The 17,868-nt window shown below is 53.1% G+C and carries 13 protein-coding genes; 4 read left to right on the plus strand and 9 right to left on the minus strand.

The window, feature by feature from the left end; all coding sequences use genetic code 11:
* Positions 1-143: 143 nt before the first annotated feature.
* The 7 genes from ccsB to F6A13_RS00355 form a co-directional block, all read right to left on the minus strand.
* The gene (gene ccsB / locus F6A13_RS00325; protein ID WP_151527948.1) at positions 144-1,331 is read right to left on the minus strand and encodes a c-type cytochrome biogenesis protein CcsB; all 1,188 of its coding nucleotides are present in this window, start codon (positions 1,329-1,331) and stop codon (positions 144-146) included.
* Positions 1,324-3,168: a cytochrome c biogenesis protein ResB gene (locus F6A13_RS00330; protein ID WP_126604682.1), complete on the minus strand. Its 1,845-nt coding sequence runs from the start codon at positions 3,166-3,168 to the stop codon at positions 1,324-1,326. The genes ccsB and F6A13_RS00330 overlap by 8 nt, the downstream gene beginning before the upstream one ends.
* A gap of 562 nt (positions 3,169-3,730) precedes the next feature.
* Complete coding sequence (locus tag F6A13_RS00335; RefSeq protein WP_126604681.1) at positions 3,731-4,459, minus strand: cytochrome c1; 729 nt, start codon at positions 4,457-4,459, stop codon at positions 3,731-3,733.
* The gene (locus tag F6A13_RS00340; protein WP_126604680.1) at positions 4,456-5,664 is read right to left on the minus strand and encodes a cytochrome b; all 1,209 of its coding nucleotides are present in this window, start codon (positions 5,662-5,664) and stop codon (positions 4,456-4,458) included. Before F6A13_RS00340 ends, F6A13_RS00335 begins: the two co-directional genes overlap by 4 nt.
* A gap of 27 nt (positions 5,665-5,691) precedes the next feature.
* Positions 5,692-6,312 carry a ubiquinol-cytochrome c reductase iron-sulfur subunit gene (gene petA / locus F6A13_RS00345; protein WP_113526107.1) on the minus strand — a complete coding sequence of 207 codons (621 nt, stop codon included), beginning with the start codon at positions 6,310-6,312 and terminating at the stop codon, positions 5,692-5,694.
* Positions 6,313-6,413: 101 nt separating this feature from the next.
* Positions 6,414-7,202, minus strand: a complete 789-nt coding sequence (locus F6A13_RS00350) for a YciK family oxidoreductase (protein ID WP_151527949.1) — start codon at positions 7,200-7,202, stop codon at positions 6,414-6,416.
* Positions 7,195-7,977, minus strand: coding sequence for a c-type cytochrome (locus tag F6A13_RS00355; RefSeq protein ID WP_151527950.1), 783 nt, complete (start codon positions 7,975-7,977; stop codon positions 7,195-7,197). The genes F6A13_RS00350 and F6A13_RS00355 overlap by 8 nt, the downstream gene beginning before the upstream one ends.
* A gap of 608 nt (positions 7,978-8,585) precedes the next feature.
* Here F6A13_RS00355 and F6A13_RS00360 point away from each other — a divergent pair.
* From F6A13_RS00360 to F6A13_RS00375, 4 genes are all read left to right on the plus strand, one after another.
* Positions 8,586-9,938 carry an ATP-binding protein gene (locus tag F6A13_RS00360; RefSeq protein ID WP_225982032.1) on the plus strand — a complete coding sequence of 451 codons (1,353 nt, stop codon included), beginning with the start codon at positions 8,586-8,588 and terminating at the stop codon, positions 9,936-9,938.
* A gap of 41 nt (positions 9,939-9,979) precedes the next feature.
* On the plus strand, positions 9,980-11,347 hold the full coding sequence (locus F6A13_RS00365) for a sigma-54-dependent transcriptional regulator (protein ID WP_113526370.1): 1,368 nt from the start codon (positions 9,980-9,982) through the stop codon (positions 11,345-11,347).
* Positions 11,348-11,759: 412 nt separating this feature from the next.
* Positions 11,760-13,349: a PQQ-binding-like beta-propeller repeat protein gene (locus F6A13_RS00370; RefSeq protein WP_225981883.1), complete on the plus strand. Its 1,590-nt coding sequence runs from the start codon at positions 11,760-11,762 to the stop codon at positions 13,347-13,349.
* A 117-nt stretch (positions 13,350-13,466) separates the two neighbouring features.
* Entirely contained in the window at positions 13,467-14,825 is a 1,359-nt protein-coding gene (locus tag F6A13_RS00375) for a porin (protein ID WP_151527951.1), read from the plus strand.
* Between the two features lie 48 nt (positions 14,826-14,873).
* On the opposite strand, the gene mnmE is transcribed toward F6A13_RS00375, so the two are convergent.
* Together mnmE and yidC are read right to left on the minus strand one after the other, a co-directional pair.
* Positions 14,874-16,229, minus strand: a complete 1,356-nt coding sequence (gene mnmE / locus F6A13_RS00380) for a tRNA uridine-5-carboxymethylaminomethyl(34) synthesis GTPase MnmE (protein ID WP_151527952.1) — start codon at positions 16,227-16,229, stop codon at positions 14,874-14,876.
* A 37-nt stretch (positions 16,230-16,266) separates the two neighbouring features.
* A complete protein-coding gene (gene yidC / locus F6A13_RS00385; protein WP_151527953.1) occupies positions 16,267-17,853 on the minus strand; it encodes a membrane protein insertase YidC in 1,587 nt (528 codons plus the stop codon).
* Positions 17,854-17,868: the final 15 nt, after the last annotated feature.

A 17,868-nucleotide genomic window follows, 5' to 3' on the forward strand; every position in this document is an offset into this window, starting at 1 on the left:
TCCATGTTTTGTCTACACCGAGGAATAAAGAGAGTGCCACCATGGCGGTCCAATTCCATTTCCATGCTTTCCGTCCTTCATTATCTGCCGGCGCCCAACAACTTTTCTCGCCCCGCACGAAAAATCCTTAACGCTAAAGGCAATCAGAGCTTTCCATAAGAATGCAATCCGGATAGAAAGAGGTTAACGCCCAGAAAGCAGAATGTCACAACCCACAGACTCATGAAGGACCACCATGCCATCTGCTTGCCTCGCCATCCTTTACTTGTACGGGCATGAAGGTATCCGGCATAATTCAACCAAACTATAAGTGCCCACGTCTCCTTGGGATCCCACGACCAGAACCCGCCCCACGCTTTGGCGGCCCATACGGCACCGAGGATAGTGGCGATCGTAAACAACAGAAATCCCAAGGCAATTGCCTTGGACATCATGTTATCCATAACCTCCCCGCTGGGAAGAGCCCGCGCGAGAATTCCGCCGCCACCGTTTCTACGCGAGCGGTCGCCGAGAATATAGGCGAGACCAACCAGACTGGCGATAGTAAAGTTGGCATATGCCACAAACATCATCGGTACATGCAATTTCATCCAGAAGCTTTGTAGCGCAGGAATTATCGGTGCTATACGGTCCATATGCTGGACAAAGGTCAGCCAGATAAGGAACCCTGCGGCCGCTGCAACCAGGGGCATGACAAAAGCCCCCAGTGCTCTGGATTTGAAGCGGGACTCATAATAAAGGTAAAAGAGGGCAGTGGCTGCGCAAAATACCACCATCACCTCCCAAAGATTGGTCACCGGAACATGTCCCCAATCAGGATGCCCGATATAGGTTTCGCGCCAACGGACACCAAGGCCGATGAAGCCCATAAGAACACCGGCCCATGTCAGCCCCGTTGCCAAGCGCCCCACTTTTTCCGAGAGGGTAACCAGGTAGATAATATAAGCACTGGTGGCGGCCAAAAGAAAACCGATCATCCACATAACACCGGCATAGCCCTGTAATACGTAACATAAAATGACATCGTTAGCAGGTGTTTGGCCGATGCTATACAACCAAACACCCAGAAGAGCGGCGCTGACCACCGTCAGGAATGCCACCTGGAAGGCGCGCCAGTGAATACCGACGGCAACCAACGTGACATACCAGGTAGCAAGAACCACATATTGCCAAAACCAAAACTGGCTATTAAAAACGTCCACCAAAACACCAGCAGCAACCGTGAGCCCCGCGAACCACAGCAGGTCCAGCTTGCTGATGCGATTAACCCAATGTCCCTCGGCTTCCATTTTCGTAAGCGCGAGCGACTCATCTGCTTGTGAGCTAGCCATCATTATTCTCCTTCCTGTCATCCTGACTCTGCAGGGCACTCTTGAGACGGGTAACAAATCCTTCAAACTCCTTGGTAAACTCATACGGATTTCGGCTGCTCGCGCCACCGATTATCACCTCTGTGCCATCCGTCAACGTGCGCAACGCAACCGACATCCGGCGCTGCGGCAGATAGAATAGTATAAATATGCCAAGAACCAGTACAGCACAACCCCAATAAATAACCACAGTGGCAGGCCACTTCGTAACCTCTAGCCCAGCCGCCCAGCGGTGATCAAATCCGGTAAGAGTAACCACGAAGGGTACTGGGTATGCTTTAAGCTGCAATATTGCGCTAATCGCGGACTGGAAATATAATCCCTCGGCCTCCGTCGTCATAGATGGCGCATATTTGTTAACCACCACCTTAAATGTATGTAGAATGTAGCGCTTGGTGCTTTCACCGTTACTCACGCTTGCCTGCTTTTGTAGTGCGGACAAGTATTTCATAAATAACCCAATGGAACCATTTGGTCCCGTTGGGATAAAAAGATATTGGTATGGAGTACCGAACGCTGTCCTAACGCCTTGCACAAAATAGGATTGTCCATCTCTCGTGATCGGCTGCATATAGGTCTTAAACTCGGCACTAGACGCAGATTTACTTTGCGCAATATATGTAAAACTCGGCCCGAGGTTGATGTGTTTATGTGCTGCGCCCGGCCGAGATTCTATGGCGTCTGCAGGGACAACATTATCCAAGGAGAATCCTTTTAATTTTAACTTATAGCTCGTACCGGATAAATTTATTGACTGCCCGACGCGCGCTTGCTCATCAACCGCATCTGCCCCCGGATCATTAAACATATAGCGTTTCATTTTCAGAAGGGATCCCCCGTCGACAAAGCTCGCCTGAAATACCTGAACGCCATGATAGGTAAGTGGGTGATTAACTCGGACATTAGCCTCTTTCAGTACCTTACCTTCCTTATTGTAAAGGACGATATTGGATATGAAATCCTTAGGCATGCCCGTAGAGTAGTAAGCGACATGAAACCGCTTCAACATGATCCGGAACGGAAGTGGTTGGACCAGATAACCATTCCCTACCAACTCATAGACGACTTGCGTTGACTGGCCTTCCGGAACGGTAACCGTGCCACGGTATGCAGGATTATTATCCGAGAGCCAAGCCTTTTTGTTGACTTCCGACAGCGGAATATGAAAGTTATTCTCCGGTCGTACTGCGCCCGTCAGCATATCCAGCTTCACCGGAATATCGGCGTTATAAAGCGCGGCCGCACAAAATACTATGATCGCCGCATGTGTTAGTATATACCCAAGTCGATTATAACGCCCTTTTCGAGCAGTAACTACCACCCCGTCTTTGCTTTCGTGCAGCTTCGGCCGATATCCACGCCCCCGCATGACAGCTACTACCATATTACTCGCGGACTGAACGGTTAACGGCGAGAACAGTTCCGTATTATTCACCATCCCTCGCGGATCGTACCCCGATCCAACCACCAAATCCGGCTCGCGCATTTCCCTCAGCATGCGCGGTGTATTACGAATCAAACATGTGCTAGTAGACAGCACGAGAAAACCGACTATCGCCAGGTACCAATTAGTGCGGTAAACATTGTACAAACCGACGTCACGAAAGACAGCGAACCAGAATGAGCCAAACTTTAAAACGTAATCTTCATATGGCTGTTGTTGGTTGAGAACTGTACCAATAACAGAGGCGATGGCGAGCAACACCAGCAGACTAACCGCTAATCGCATGGATCCCAAAAAGTTTATTGCTAAGCGCACTCTCGAATAACTTGCATCTCCAGAAATCTGCTTAGCCAAATCTGATCCCTCTGATAACTACATGATTAGTGGCAGGCTATTAATACACCTGTAAACAGTTCTATAATAAGATAGCAATGCATATTTATGCCCGGAACTGACTCATTGCATCTTACTCACCCGCAATGGCAAATAAAGTGAAGACCCCATATCCATGGGGCAAACCATGCACTATCGCGCTATCCTAAGCATAAACCATATAATTAGCTTGATACCATATGCGCACGGGGCAATCAAGCCCTACATCGCGATCTCCCCGGGGCGCCCACCCCCACCCCGTGGACCCATAAAATGGGACACTGCTAGGTGCTGGATAGTTCCACTTTGGTGAGAACGTTGCACCCTCAACATCGGCATCAGGGCTCATTATTATATCAATATGTTACCACATATTAATAAATGATGTCTCTGTTACAGCGTATCGTTGTTGGCGACGGAGCATAACGACCCCACACCGGGGCACACCAAACCGGTACACGCACATCGAAAAACCCGCCAGACCCGTAAACGTGCTGGTCAGGCGGGCCGTTTTCATGCCCGGCACACAACTGGCTTGGAACCGTTAACCGGTTGTATGGGCATTACTACGTTTTTTCTTCAGATCAATCCAATATGCCGTCTTGAGAAAATAGGCAAGGATGGTAAATAGTACCATGATACCAATGATATATGGGCCGATCGCCATTCGTGTAAAATACGAGGGATCCGAGGCGTATCGAAGGAACGCCACAACATCTGCGACATTTTTGTGATATTCGGCAGGAGAAAGTTTTCCGGGAAAAATTACTTGCCCCTTTGGCCCAACCGTACCGCCCCATGGAGCCAATACATTTGGCATGGCAACCATTGGGAACACATAATTGTTCCAACCTGATGGCCGCGCAGGATCCCAATAGAATGACAACAGGTACGTATAAATAAATTTTGAGCCGAGATACCGGTCCATATGACTCAAGTTTGGAGGAGGCTTTCCTAACCATTTGGCTGCCATGTCAGGGGGCATTGGGGAGACTATTTCTCCCTTCCAGGCCGCGCCGTTCGGAAGCATGATATCCTTCTCCACCTCTTTTTTCGTCATGCCAAGATCTGCACGGAGGTACTCGTAACGCAATGAACTAACTGAATGGCACGCCATACAGTGATCTGCGAAATAACGCGCTCCAGAGATTACAGTGGTCCGGTTGAACGTGTAATGCGGCGTCATCCAGTGCACCGTATTTTCCGCCCCCCATGCCATCCCGGGAATCAACATGGCCACCAACAACAACCATAGATATCTGTACGTGCTCATCCTGTAACCCTCTCCGGTACGGGCCGTGTAGGTTCTATCATGCTAACGAACGGCAGCAAGAGGTAAAACCCGAGGTATAAAGCTGTCGCCACCCGCTCGATCAAAAAATATTTAGGCAATGGCGGTTCCTGACCAATCCATGCCAAAATAATGAAGGACACCCCCGCAATAATAAGCATCATCCTGTACACTGGACGGTATCTGCTGGACCGAACTGGGTTACGATCGAGCCAAGGCAGCAGCAACGGCAGCAAGACGGATGTAATCATTATTGCGATGCCATAATATTTGTTAGGTACCGCACGGAGCATTGCGTAATAAGGCGATAGGTACCAAGGTGGGGTTACATCTGGTAAGCTGACCATCGGGTTTGCGGCAAGGAACGTTGTACGTTCCATGAATACCCCATGCATGGTTGGCGCATAAAATATAATAGTAACGAATATGGTCAGCCAAACCCCAACACCAAACAGATCTTTCACGGTATAATATGGGTGAAATGGTACACCATCCAACGGGTGTCCATCCGGGCCCTTATGTTTTTTGATGTCAATACCGTCGGGGTTGTTCGAACCTACCCGATGCAATGCTACGATATGGAGCGCGATGGCGGCGAGAATAATAAGGAAGAACAGAACCACGTGCAGCGCTAGAAAACGTTGCAGTGTCGCAGACCCGATCCCGGGACCGCCACGCGTTAGGGTAGTAAGCGATGGCCCCACCACCGGCAGTGCGTGCATAATAGAGGTAATAACCTCGCCCGCCCAATAAGATAAATTTCCAAATGGCAATACATATCCGACAAAGGCTTCTGCCATCATTAACAAATAAATAACATACCCGATAACCCAAACAAGCTCCCTAGGGGCGCGATGGGATCCATACAGTAGCCCGCGAAACATATGGGTATAGAGCAATATAAAGATTAAAGATACGCCATCAACATGCATATAGCGTATCAACCAGCCCCATTTTGTGTCGTACATGATGCCTTGTACTGAAGCAAAGGCATCTTGAGATGTAGGAACATAATGCGCCATCAGAAAAAACCCGCTAATCAACTGAAGCACGATCATCAACAACAGCAATGATCCTGCATAGTATAGAATATTGAAGTTTCTTGGCGCAAAATATTCTGTCATATGCTCCCTTATGGTTTCATCTACCGGGAGCCTCTTGTTAACCCATGCCGAAAATCTACTCATCGGATCCACTCCTCAATTATCAATCTGTCAACACAAGTGAGCTTTGGGATACATATGGGTTATCGTTGCACTCATCTTCTCTGTGGAGAGCTCATACTCCGGCACCGCCATATTATGCGGAGCTGGGGAACCCTGTATTACCCGTGCAGACAGATCGTACATTGAACCATGGCACGGGCAGTGAAATCCGCCAAGCCACCATGGCGCAACACTTCCTTTTTTCGGTCTATAATGTGGAATACAGCATAGATGATTACAGATACGTATCCCGACATACCACTCAGGAACTCTGGAACGATACATATTTGTACAGTAGGGGGGCTGCTGCGGCACTTTGCATAGCGGATCTTTTAAAATTCCTTTTGCCATCGTTTCTTTTAATGTAGCCAACATTTCCGGGGTCCGATTTATTATTATTACTGGTTTTTTCTGCCACGGCACCGTCACCTGCATACCTGGTTCAATGGGCGTCAGATCTACGGTGGTTGACGATGCCGCTTCGGCCGCAGCCGTCGGCTCCAATGAATCAACGAGGGGCACAGCTACCATCCCGGCTACCACCGCGCCAACTGCCGATGTAGCCGCCGCCAAAAATCGCCGGCGTGTAATATTTTTGTGGCCATGTTCCGAATCTGTAACTATTGTCATTTCTATAACCTCGCTCGTGCTTTGATACAAACCGCGTAACTACCAGAGTTTGTTTTATTCCGTAGGGCTGTTTGCGGCACCATCCAACGTCTGTCAGGTTATTACTCAAGAACCGCAACAACCTGGCGATCATCGTGTTCCGTATCCAGCCAATCTCTGGCATTCATTATTTGCCCACGTGTATTTTTGCTATCAGGCCCTAACAAATATTCATAAAGGGGCATTATCGCTATCGGTGGCGGAACGGACATTATTGATGCTCCCGGATGTGTCCTCACCCGCATTCCCGTACGGCACGGCCCAGGATTTATCACGTTCACGCGAACGTTGGTGTTTTGCAATTCAATTGCAAGCGTAAGTCCAAAATGTTGTACTGCCGCTTTACTTACAGCATACGCTCCCCAATAACCTTTTGCCTCAAGGGCGCAGTCATCAGTAATAAAAACAATGGATGCATCCTCGGATGCAAGCAGCAGTGGCAAACAGGCTTGTGTCAATAAGTATGGCGCGGTCATATTCACTTTCATCGCGCTTTCCCACAACTCCTCGTCGTAATACTGGATCGGTGTCAATATATCGAGTTCCGCAGCATTATGCAGGACCCCATCCAGGCGACCTAAATTGTCCTTCAGGCGCTGCGCAAAATCCTGGTAATCGCGTCCCTTGGCAGTCAGCAAATCCATTGGATGTATAACCGGCTCCTTATAACCTGAATCCACAATTTCGTCGTATACACCCTCTAGCTTCCGCTGAGTTCGGCCCAATAACACTACTTCAGCACCCAAACGGGCAAATTCTACGGCAGCACAGCGACCAATCCCTTCTCCGGCTCCTGTAACAATGATTACACGCCCGTTCAGCAAGCCATCAACTGGTACATAATTATTCATCAGCACCTCCAGGCAAACTGCGTACATAGGTTGCCAACTCCGTAATCTGCGGCGCCGTTAGCCGCGAGGCGACGTATCGCATGATGGCATGCGGATCATTGGTTCTGAGGCCTTTTTTGAAATAATGCAGTTGCAATTCTACGTAGGCTCGCCGTTGACCTGCCAAGCGAGGAAAGTAAGGCGGGTCACCTAGACCGGTTGGACCGTGGCATGCCATACATGCAGGCACATGAAGGTTAGATATTCCACCTTCATATATCTTCTTTCCTTCTGCCGCTAGTTTAGCGTTTGCCATTTTTGCTTTCGGTGGAGTCTGAGTAGAGAAGTAATTTGCTACCTGTTGCACCTGTGCCGGCGTTAGCGACGCGGCCATGCCCCACATGATAGCCTTTGCCATGGGATCCGCACGGGTATGACTTCTAAAGTTATTGAGTTGTTTGACCAAATAAGGAGACCACTGACCAGCCAAGTCTGGAAACATTGATCCACTGGGAGATATTCCAGTCATTCCGTGACACGCCATACAGGTAGTGCTTACCGGTTGCGGAACGCCGGTCGCGTTGGTACCCGTCGTATTCTGTGCATTCGCCACGGACTGCGTTGGAACCGTAACGGCCGTGGTCGAAGACGCGGTGGCAGCAACAACCTCGCTATTCGGTGCACTTGCCGCTCCATAAGCAATTGTGTCGAAAAGCATCGCGCCCATACCGGTAAATACGACAGATACCATGGCCACCATCTTGCCGGCTGTTTTTGTGTAGCTAAGTTGGACCATCTATCTCCACCCCCGCGTTAGCATATACTTATCATCTAATTAATCTATAACCCCATAATGGCCCTATATGACTATAAAAACGGATTATGGTCAACCCCCTCCTTGATTATTGAAGATACTGCCCAAACTGCGCATCAAAGCCTGCGTTGAAGGCGGGTAAAAAAGGCCCTGCAGGGATGGCGATCAGGGTCATCATCCCACACGGCCACGCCGCCCGGGCGGGCGTCGATTGAAGCTATTTATCCAAAATTACGTATTCCGGCCGCATTCGGCCACTGACTTCCACTGCGATCCGGCCACCGATTCCATGTTCTGGATCGCCTGATCCACAACGCCTACAGGCTAACTAACGACGGAGAATTCATGCGGAAGAAGCGGCGGTTGACCCCGTCGCCCCAGTCGGCGTAACGTCCTTTTACCACGGTCATTACACTCCGCCCGCCCCGGCCGAATGGCATGGAATACGCATGGTATGCGCTGGATTTTGGGTGCTACTGACATGACTGAAACATGAGGATTCACTATTGACAGCACACCTCAGTCACTCCTTTGCCATTCATTTATGGCGCCATCTGAGCGTGCGTTCCAAAAGTATCATCTTTGTGCTCATGCTCATCGCCGGCATCTATGGAATGATCGTGCTGTTTCTCTACACCGCGGTCGAACAAAGTATGGAAAAACAGATTCATAGTAGGGTCATCCATCTCAGCCGAGGACTTGCCCGCGATGCCGCTGATCCCCTGTTATCAGGAAACAGCAGCACGCTGCTTAAACTGGTTGAACAGGTCGAGAACAACCCGCTTATCCGCCGCGCAATCATAACCGATCCGCAGGGTCTGACAGTCGCAAGCACACAGTCAACGGCGATCGGTCGGCAAGACCTGGTGCCGATAAACCCGGGGCACGAGGAGTTTACGGCTCCTATCCGTGCTGGATCGCATATCCTCGGCTATGTCAGCCTGCGGGCCAATAATGACGTGATCCAAAGCGTAGTGGATACCCGAATGGACCTTGCGATCAGGCGTCTTTCCTTTCTTGGCATGATAACGGCTTTCATGGGTCTCATCGGTGCCTCTCTCATTAGCAACACGTTTACTCGCCCCATTCGGCGTCTCTCGCAGCAGATGGCGGATGTGGAGTCGCGGCTCCATGTGGACGGTTTCCCGCAATATTCTCCCATTCCGGCGGATGGCGACGAGATAACCCGCCTGGAGGAAGGTTTCAAGAGGCTGGAACAGCGGTTGCAGCAATATCTGTTGGAACTCGAACAGTTACACCGGAGACAACAGGCGATGCAATGCATGGCGACGATTGGAGAGATGTCAGCCCAGGTGGCGCACGAGATCCGCAACGCGCTTTCCTCCTTACGCGGTGCGGCGCGATACCTGGTCCGCTACGAGCAGCCGGTGAACCGGCAAGAATTTATCAATATCATAGAAGAGGAGGTTCAGCGACTGTATGATATGACCCAGGGATTTCTCGATTTCGGGCGTCCTTATCATATAGAGCTCACAGAAGTGCCCGCGCTGGACTTGCTCTTACGCAGCAGCAAAAGGCACGCGACGGATCTGGAGACCAAACAAATTACTCTTACTATAAATTGCCCGCCGTCTCTGCAGGTCGTCGCCGATCCGCAGTTGTTTGAACAGGCTATCAGCAACTTGTTGCTCAACGCCGTCGAAGCCCTGCCGAACCACGGTGGCTGCATTACGTTATACGGTCGGCGCGAAGAAAACGGGCAGTTTGTGGCCGGGGTCGTGGACAATGGCCCAGGGGTGCCGCCGGAGCGGGCCAATGACATTTTCAAGCCTTACGTGACAGGGAAGGCGAAGGGCGGCGGCCTTGGTCTGGCGGTGGTCACGAAAATCATGATGGTCCACGACGGGCAAGTGGAATTGCGCCATCGGGAAGTCGGAGCCGAGTTCGCGCTTTGTTTACCTCCGCAGGGTCCCGGCCGATGATCCACCCATCATCCTTTAAGGGTATCGAAAAGATTATTGGCATGCGATCCCAGAAAATTCTCATCGTCGAGGACGAAAAAAATCTGCGTAGCGTACTCGCCGCCATCCTGGAGGCTGAGGGCTTCTCGACTACACAAACAGAAAGCGCGGAGGACGCCCTGGCCGTCATGGCCAGGGAACTCCCTGTCCTGGTCCTCACAGACCAGCGCCTGCCAGGGATGAGCGGTACCGAATTGCTGGCACGCATCAAGGAGCGCTGGCCCAGAGTACCTGTGCTGATTGCCACGGCCTACGGTGAAATCGAACAGGCTGTGCAGGCGATCAAGGCGGGGGCGGAGCATTACCTGACCAAACCGGTGGATGAAGGGGAGCTCGTCGCCATCATTCGCCAGGCATTGAGTTGCCGGGGTCACACCATACCCCCACGCAGCCAGGACTTGCCGCGCCACGGCATTATCGGGGAGAGTCCAGGCACACGCGAGATTCTGGAGATGATCCATCTCGTCGCGCCCGCCCCTTCCAATGTGCTGATTACCGGAGAGTCAGGAACCGGCAAAGAGCTGGTTGCCAGGGGGTTGCATGTGGCGTCCCCCCGTGCCCATGCGCCTTTTCTTGCTTTCAACTGTGGTGCCGTTCCCCTGGATCTGGTGGAAAGCGAAATTTTCGGTCACGAGAAAGGCGCCTTCACCGGTGCGGTGCGGTCTCAGGCAGGGAAATTGGAAATGGCGGGCTCTGGAACCCTCTTTCTGGACGAAGTGGGTGACATGCCCCTGGCTATGCAGGTCAAGTTGTTACGCACCTTGCAGGAGCGGGAATATACCCGCCTCGGCGGGAATCAACCTCTGCGCCTCGCGGCCCGTATCATCGCTGCAACCCATGTGGACCTCGCCAAGGCGGTGGAGGCAGGCAGTTTTCGGGAAGACCTGTATTATCGGTTGAATGTCATCCCGTTGCACATCCCGCCGCTGCGGGAACGGCGGGAGGATATCGCGCCCCTCGTCCATCATTTTTTGCGGCGTGTGTGCACAGAGCTGGGGCGGCCTGAAGTAGACATCGCGGCTGCAGCGTTAGCTGCCATGGAGGCCTATTCGTGGCCCGGCAACATTCGCCAGCTCGAGAATATCGTCGAGCGTTTGGTGGTGCTGAATCGGGGGGGCACCATACTGGCCGCCGGTCTCCCGAACGAGATGCGCACCACGGAAACAGAGAGAATAGGCTCCTTTGGGGGGACTTATGATCTCCACGCCGTAGAGCGCGAGGCAGTCGTGTCGGCCCTGAACAAAGCGCAGTCCAACAAGAGTCAGGCCGCGCGGTTGCTTGGCATCAGCCGTAAGCAACTGCGGACCCGCATGAAAAATCTTGGGCTGGTCGCCGACCGTGAAGATGTGCCGGGCGGCGAGAAGCTATAATTTCGAGAGAGGCGCTAGCCTGGTCCGTTACTTGGCCAGGTCAAATGGGGCCGAAATACGCGCTCGTTGGCCCTTTCTGGCCAACTTCACGGTCGACCTGTGCCGTTTGGCCCTTCCCCACGCCTTCCGGATAACTCACGCTGCAAGAATAACAAGATAATACAGCATCCTGCGATCGTTATGCGATTGGCACAATACATGCAGTATGTAGGCCGCGGCCGCATGCTTGGGATGGCAATGGACTATTTATCGGGAAAAATACTCTGTAGGTTGCCAAGTGCATGGAACATCTCATGCTGCCGCGTGATTCCAATTTTCATTTATTCATTGAATATCATAAGCGGACTGTATCCAGAAATATAACGCTGATTGTGTCATAGAAGCGAGCATTCTGAATCTGTGAATATCGTTTATGGGAATGACTAAAGTGGAAACACATGTTGAAAAAGCGAAGCGGATGACCGAGTACGTTGTATCTCACCAAATGGATTGGAGACCTGATATGCCAAGTATTGTACGTAACCATGGTCCACATAACAAAATTCTTTTATCGTCATTGTTGCTGGCCCTCTTTGGCTGGGTGCCATTGGCGCCCGCCTCTGTTGCTGTTCCAATGGATTCAACCGGGCCTTATCGAACGGTATCTCACCCGGAAAACGCACCATCTGGCGTGGATGCCGGTGTCGGCCCATCCGAATGGACACACGCATACGCGAATCCCGCCCACAATGCTGCATTTCCGGTCCCTGACGATGCGCCGGAATGGATAAAGAACGGCGTATCCTGGTTGTTCCCGGAGGCCCGCGCATGGCCTCTGGCAAACCCGCCGTTCGGGAGTAAGACCTATGGCGCGGCGGAAGCATCCGTAACACAAACCCAGTTCTATGGAAACGCACTGGGGCCATCGGTGGTTGATGGCGTGGTCTATGCGGAAAGCGATGATATGTTTGCATATGCGGTTAACGCAAAAACCGGGAAACTCATCTGGCGCGCGAGTCCTGTCGGTAATAATTTGATGGGCAACCCATTGGTTATTGGAAATACGGTATACCTATCCGCCGGCAGCGTAGCCTTCAACTTCGCCAATGTCCTGCGCTATGCCCACAATCCATCGGCTTCAGCGCGAGGCCTAAATGTGAGTTTCAACGGCATTTATGCCCTTAACCGCAACAACGGCAAGCTACTTTGGTACTTCGCGACACCTGGCGAAACCATGGCGACACCAGCCTATGACAACAACACCCTGTTTATTGCTGATGGCGCAGGAAATGCGTTTGGGATTAATGCCACTACCGGAAAGCAGGTATGGAAAACTCATGTGGGGGGCATGGACAACATGTCCAGCGTGACCGCGTATCGGCATAATATTTATTTTGCTATGGCGATCAAGCCATATCTTTATTGTCTGAATGAATCCAACGGGCATATCGTATGGAAAGGGACGATACCGGGCGCCAGTAATACGGGTATTGGCGACGTATCTCCGGCGGCGGCCGATGGTGTTGTCGTACTCGATGCGACAACGAAACCGCAAGCCAATAAAAAGGCCATGTTCAGCAACGTCATTCGCGCATTTGATGCCAAGACCGGCGCGGTTCTATGGACCAGAAACATGGGAAGCGGAGGAAAAATACCCGCGTTTAAAGGGGGCGTTCCCATGATCCACAACAATATCGTATATGTAGGCAATCCCGTTGCATCCACCTATCAGGCGTATGAACTTAAAACGGGCAAGCTACTCTGGACATGGCATGTCCCCACCAAAGTTGCGGCAGGCGCGGGGCGTTCGGCTCCAACCTATTACAACGGATTGCTGTACATCACTACTGGGCAATACCTATTTGTTGTGAATCCTGTCACCGGAAAGGAACTTCACCAACATCATATCGGTGGCCAGTTCGGGATCGAAAGCCCGGTAATAGTGGGAGGTACCGTCTACCTGACCAACTCCTGGGACTGGATCATGGCGATTCCGCTAAAAACGATAAGTCATAGCAGTTAGTATTTATGGTGTGCTTTCGGCCCGCCCGAGAACACGTAACCAGCCGGCCATCTGCCTCGTTATGTTTCTGGACAATGAAACCAGCATGCCCCGGGGCGATGGCTGAAGGAGATAGATATGGGGAAGAGGAAGAAACATAAAAAATATGCAATATATGCTCTTGCGGTTGTCGGTCTGGCTGCGGGTTCAATAGACGTTGCCGCTGCTGCAAATTGGTTCAAGCTGGAAGGTATTTCTCCAGCACACGCCCCACTGTTAAACTTTAGTGGATTCTTTATTCCGCTTTACAAATACATGAATGGAACCATGGCAGAAAATGGGCAGATTCCGAGGTTTAACCTGGTAGCACCGCAAGACACATCCAGCAAGTCGTTTAATATTCTCTTTGCGCACATCATGCTGCGAGGAAACATCAATAAGCATATTTCATACATGTTGGCCGGCGAGTTCGGAAACAATCAGTTCACTCACGTTGCCGGTAACTACACACCACAGCTCATGGACGCTCATGCTACATTTAGTTACGTTCCCGGCGCACGCTTTGAAGTGGGTATCATTCGCGCACCCGGTCCGGAAGAAGATATGCAGGGATACCCAAACTTTGCATTTGGATTTAATTATAGTACGGTCGTACAACAACTAATGTTGCAGCCATTTTATTCAACAAATACCGATTATCGGTCAGGGCCATACGAAAGTTATTCTGTTCCCGGTAAAAATATAATGGGAAACAACGCGTTCCGATATCCCGGTGCGGAAGTAATGGACTGGTTTCGTGCGGGGAATATGGAGTACGCCTATGGCGTGATGGTCGGCAACTTTGGACCTCTGGTGGCGACAAACACCTCCAGCGGAGCGCTCGTCGCAGCGCGCCTGCAGGCGTCCTATATTTTAAGAGGGTTTGGGCCAATTCATGGACCATTTCGCAGTGACGTGACGGGATTCCTCTGGTATCAGCATGCGAACCCCATTTTTAATGGACAATCCTACTCCATGACACGCGATGGACTTGGCCTGACGTATACGCAGGGATATATGCAACGTTGGGGAAGATGGCTCAAGTTTGAATATATCCGTGGTTCCGGAATGATTGATGCCCCTGCGGTGTTTAATGCATACGCAGGTGCGGCGCCGACGCTTACGGACGCCCAGGTTTATCCTGGAAGTCAAAATAGGGCTAAAGGGTATTATGTTTCTGGAGGATTTTTTGTAACCAGGCGGTTAGAGTTTGATCTGCGCTATGACTTCTATGATCGATTACCCAATGTTGCAACGCAGGAGAGAATATTCAAAACCTGGGCGATCGGTGGCCAATACCATATTACCAAGTCCACCAGGGTAATGGTTGATTATTTCGTGAGAAGCGTAAACATACCTGATTTGTCCGGTATTCCGCCAGCACAAAGAGCATTACCCCAAAGTGTTGCGAATGCCGCTGACAACGAATTTGCGGTTACCGCGTTTATTGCATTCTGAGTAGCCGGGCGCCTTGCCAGCGCATTTCACCTCTACGCGAACTCGACGTTATTTACCGATGCAAAAGCGCGAAAAAATCTCGCCGAGAATGTCTTCCACATCCATGTGGCCGGTGATGCCGGCCAGCGCTGCCGCGGCTTCACGCAGGGACTGGGCGACCAGTTCCGGGGCATCTCCCAGGCGGTGCATGTCACGTGCGGTGCCGAGCCGGCGCAAACAGCTTTCCAGGGCTTCGACATGGCGGCGGCGGGCGCTGAAGGGGCAACTATCGCCCTGCACACCCAATGCTTCGATCAGGCTGCGGTGTAACGCATCGAGACCTGCGCCGGTTTGCGCGGAGAGTGCTATGGCTTCCTCACCCGTCGGGGTGGCAGGTACTGCGGAAACCAGATCCATTTTGTTCCAGATGATGCGGCGCGGTCCGTCCGGCAGGGCGCGCAGGATAACTTCGTCCTCTGTTTGCCATCCCGTGCTCGCATCGACCACCAGCAGGATCAGTTGTGCACTGTGTAATATGTTGCGCGCGCGGGCGACGCCCTCCGCCTCCACGGCATCCGCCGCCTCGCGCAGTCCCGCGGTGTCGACGAGTTCCACCGGTAGTCCGCCGAGGACGATCTCTTCCCGAAGCAGGTCGCGGGTGGTGCCGGGGATGGCGGTGACAATCGCCGACTCGCGCTGGGCGAGGGCGTTCATCAGGCTGGACTTGCCGACGTTGGGGCGTCCGGCGAGCACCACGCGACCGCCGCGGGCGAGTCGGGCGCCTTGCTGCGCCTGCTTGAGCAGATGGGCGACCTGGGCATCCAGCCGTACCAGACTGTCGCCGATCGTCTGGTCATGGGCATCGCCAAGGTCTTCTTCACTGAAATCCAGTCCGGCTTCGGCGAGGGCGAGGAGGCGCAGAAGCTGGCCGTGAATATCATCGACGGCTTGTGAAAAGGTGCCCTCCAGGCTCGCCGCCGCGGCTCGTGCCTGAGCATCGCTGCGGGCGTGGATGAGGTCGGCCACCGCTTCGGCCTGGGCAAGATCAAGCTGGCCGTTGAGAAAGGCCCGTTCACTGAACTCCCCGGCACGCGCCGCCCGTGCGCCAAGAGCGATAGCCTCGGTGAGCAGGCTGGCGAGGGCCAGCGGGCTGCCATGGCCCTGCAATTCCACGACGGTTTCGCCGGTGTAGCTGTTAGGGGCTGGAAAATAGAGGGCAATGCCGTGATCGATCAGGCTGCCGTCGCGGGCGTAAAAGCGGCGAAAATGAGCATGGCGGGGCGTCAGCGGTTTGACTGTCGGTCCGCCGCAGAGCTCCATCGCGATGGACAGCGCCTGTGGTCCGGAGCAGCGCAAAATGCCGACACCGCCTTCTCCCGGCGGAGTGGCAATCGCGACAATCGTGTCTCCCTGCTGATAATCCATGCCCTTAACTCAGCACGGACAAATCCTCACCCACACCCTAGTCCTTGGCCGCCATGATGTGGCGGGTGATCAGATACTGCTGGCCGATGGAAACCACGTTGTTGGTCAGCCAGTAGAGCACCAGGCCTGCGGGGAAGAAGGAGAAGAACACGGCGAAGACCACCGGCAGCGCGGACATGATGCGCTTCTGCATGGGGTCTACCGGCGCGGGATTGAGGCGCTGCTGGAAGAACATGGACACGCCCATGAGCAGGGGCAGGATGAAATAAGGGTCGGGTATGGCCAGATCATGAATCCAGAGGATGAAGGGTGCCTGCCGCAGGGAGACGCTCTCCACCAGTACCCAGTACAGGGCGATAAAGAAAGGCATCTGTAGTATGATGGGCAGACAACCTGCCATGGGGTTGACCTTCTCGCTGCGATACAACTCCATCATGGCTACGCCCAGCTTCTGGCGATCGTCGCCGATTTCCTGCTTCAGTTTCTCCAGCTTGGGCTGGAGCTTCCGCATGTTGGCCATGGAACGGTAGCTGATGGCCGAGGGGTAGAAGAAGATGGACTTGACCACTATGACGAGCAGGATGATCGCCAGTCCCCAGTTGCCGACCAGCCCGTGGAACCAGGTCAGGACTACATGCATGGGCTCGGCGATGATGGCGAACCAGCCGTAGTCCACGGTCTGTTCCAGACCGCGTCCCATGGCGGCCAGCGTTTGTTGCCGCTTCGGCCCGAGGAAGAGCTGTTGGGTGACGGTGGTGCTCTGTCCCGGCGCCAGGGTAGGTAGTGGGGTGCTCACCCCGGCCACATAGTTGGTACCCGAAGGACGCGCATAAACCTGAACTTGCGCATGAGCAGAGGGCAGGATGGCGGTGAGAAAGTAATGGTCCATCATCCCCGCCCATCCGGGGCCGGATTTCAGTACCGGATGATCGTGGATGTCGCTGAAACTCACCTCGCTGAAGTTGCCTTGGTGCATGAGCACCGCGCCGGTGAAAATCGACATGAACATGTGCGTTTCGGTGCGGTCGTTACGCAGGATCTGATCGAAATAGCTGCCGTTCCAGGGCGCGGACCCGCTATTGGTGATGGTGATGTGTTCTTCTGCCACATAGCTATCGGGCTGGAATGTCCAGGTTTTTTGTACGGTCAGGGGGCCGGCCTTGCCGGTGAGGACGATGGGCTGGCCTGCGGCCGTCTGACCGGCGGGAGCGGCAAACCGGGCGGTCAGGGTTTGCCCGTCGCTGCTGACGAAGCCGCTTTGTTGTATGGTGAGCCTGGCCGCTGCCCCGTCGAGGAGAGGATAAGGGGCAGGATTGTCCACCGCCCGTGGATAGTGGCGCAGGCCCAGGTTCTGAATATCTCCGCCGTTCAGACTGATCCGACCGGTGAGCACCTGCGTCTGGAAAGATACCGCGGCCCCGGTCGCCGGTGGGAGACCGCTGGCGCTAGCAGGAACCACATCCACTGGCGTCGGCGAGGTGGCCGAGGCGCCGGGCGCCGTTACACTCCGGCTGACAGCGGGTCCGACCGCAGGTTTCGGCGTATTCTGCTCCTGCCAGGCCTGAAACAGCAGGAAGACGACTACGGCAAGTGCAACGGCGAGGATGGTCTTCTGATTATCCATGGGGCCCCAGGGCGT

It is taken from the genome of Acidithiobacillus sp. 'AMD consortium', assembly GCF_008926505.1.
Lineage (GTDB): Bacteria > Pseudomonadota > Gammaproteobacteria > Acidithiobacillales > Acidithiobacillaceae > Acidithiobacillus > Acidithiobacillus ferridurans.